Genomic DNA, 2357 nt, shown 5'->3' with positions numbered 1-2357 from the left:
AGCGGACTTTCACTGCCAGGTTTCCCCCATCCCTGAGCACACCATAAAAAAACGGCCAATACGGCCGTTTAAAAATGAAATTTTAATTTAAAACTCTTCTGGCACCGACATACCGCCTGCTATACGAAGAAGAGTTAAGGTTGCTTATGCATATAGCCTTATAAGCCCCCGATGATGCGTGTATAAATTTCCCTCCTCCTATGTATATGCCCACATGGTTTGGATTAGAAAACAGCACCAAATCCCCCGGAGCCAAATTGGCCTTGGATACAGGTACGCCTACACTGCGTTGACCATAGGCTGTACGGGGAAGATAGATCCCAAAATGCTTGTAGACATAATAGGTAAAGCCCGAGCAATCAAATGCATTGGGGCCTTCAGCGCCATATACATAAGGTTTACCCAAAAACTTCATGGCAAACGCCACTACGTCTGAACCTCGCGCCGACCCTCGAGTCGATGACACCGTAGATGTAGTGATCTTCTTGGAAACTACTTTAGTGCCCTTAAGAATCACCTTTTTTGTGGGTTCCTTTATGACTTTTTCCTCGAGCACCTCGCGCTTTACCTCTTTGCCATTTTCCTTTGTAATCAGCAAATACACTTCCTTTTGTCCGTTTTCCCCTTCTTTCAATACCTTTGTCTTCCCCTTTTCCAATGTGCTATCCAAGCGTATCTCGGTTTCAAAAGGAATCTCCTCTACTTTTTTCCGCCTCTCCTTGGTCACTACCGTAACCAGTTGCCTTTCAACTGTGAGCTTGATCTTATCTCCGGGATGCAGATGGTCTATATCTATATCCGCATTGGCCTGCTCTAAGACTGAAAACGGTATACCGTGTGCCTTGGCAATTGACCATAAAGTATCCCCCTCTTTTACCTCATACTCCTTGACCTCTCCGGCGCCCTGCTTGAAGATAGAGACAACTTTGTCCTTACCCACAATCTGGCTAACGGGTACTATCTCCTCATGATAAGATATGCTCTCCTTAAAGAAGGCTTCCTGCAGCTGGCTATCCCCTGTCTGCTGTACGGCCTGCACATAGGCATCCTTAATCTCCTCAAGGGCTTGCTGCACAACGTTCAAGTCCTCGACATAACAAACCTTTTTGCCATCCACAACCACTGCATAGGCGTTGGACTTGACAACTATGGCCTGCTCTATGGCCCGGGCCAATTCATTTTCAGAACTGATCCTCACATTGCCCGTCTCCACTTCTCTGAAGCGCACGCTGGCATCTACGAATACTCCATCGCCATACACTTGAAGGAGCTTTGCCACCACATCGTCGTATATCGCCAATCCCTTAGCTGCAGATTTTACAACTCCCACTTCTTTCCCATCCACCATCATTATGTATGAAGGCGTTGGAATATAGCCTGCTACCGCCGTTTCATTTCGTCCTACCCATACAAAACCCGTCAAACAGGTCACAACCCAAATGCCCAGCGCCATTATCCAGGCAATTTTGAGATTTTTCATAAAAATTCCCTCATCTTTCAACAATATTCGTTCATTAAAAGTTTATCACAAATGTTACAAAATTATTACAAAAATTTATATTCTATAAAAAATGGAAATTTCCTGCTTGTAAACAAAAATTTTTAAAAAATTAAGCCCTTCACCCCTTTTACTTAAAGCAAAAATGAAGGTGAAGGGCTTTTGAACTACAATTGCAAGGCGCGGATAACCTTTACTTGACCATCTTAAATACCCTGTTTACTCCCGGCGAGAGGCGCAGCCTTACAACCGTTTTATCGTCCTCTTTTTGTCCCTCGATGATACGGCCAGTTACCAGGTCTTTAAGAGCAACATGACCACCCTTTAGCTCTACGCGCACCTCATCGTACCAGGGCAGGAAGGAATGCAGTATAAAGCAATCGTTGTCGTACGTGAACAGTCCCACTTTTGAAAAAGCATCCAGCAACACGGGGCTTTGCCTGCTGAAGGCTTGCCGTATGAACATGAGTATCTTGCGCGGGTAGTTATACAGATCTCCGTAATCTTCGGGTATTGTAAGGACATAAAGCCTGCCCTTGCCATAAAGCGTTTTGGTGAGTATCGGGAAGTTGTTGTCCTCGCCCAATCCCGCAATCAGCTCCCAGGTATCGTTTGTCTGAAACTCCAGCTGAGGGATCAACACCGGCTTTGCAGCCTCCTCACAGCCGCCAAAGGTTATTCCACCGTCGTTGGAATAGGCATACCGGTTTACCATGGCCTTGCGATGAGTCACCTCTATGTTGGCAAACATGTTCTGGAAACCCATAGGCGTGGCAGCCTTCAGGAAACCGGAGGTGATGATGACATCAGCGCCTTTCATCAAGCTATCTTTAATCTTTAAAAGAATATCGGAGTCCTT

Annotated in this window: 1 protein-coding gene and 1 pseudogene; both read right to left on the bottom strand. The window is 45.7% G+C overall.

Annotated elements, in window-relative coordinates:
- Positions 1-82: 82 nt before the first annotated feature.
- Positions 83-1480 carry an NlpC/P60 family protein gene (locus FWJ59_RS09370; RefSeq protein ID WP_414481666.1) on the bottom strand — a complete coding sequence of 466 codons (1398 nt, stop codon included), beginning with the start codon at positions 1478-1480 and terminating at the stop codon, positions 83-85.
- Positions 1481-1691: 211 nt separating this feature from the next.
- Positions 1692-2357, bottom strand: a pseudogene (locus FWJ59_RS09365) (hypothetical protein); the annotation flags it as partial.

Source organism: Caldicoprobacter sp. (assembly GCF_047459465.1).
Lineage (GTDB): Bacteria > Bacillota > Clostridia > Caldicoprobacterales > Caldicoprobacteraceae > Caldicoprobacter.
This window is presented reverse-complemented; position numbering and strand designations above follow the sequence as displayed.

Coding starts and splice junctions, on each gene's coding strand:
- FWJ59_RS09370 (WP_414481666.1), bottom strand. CDS start 1,480: ATGAAAAATCTCAAAATTGCCTGGATAATGGCGCTGGGCATTTGGGTT.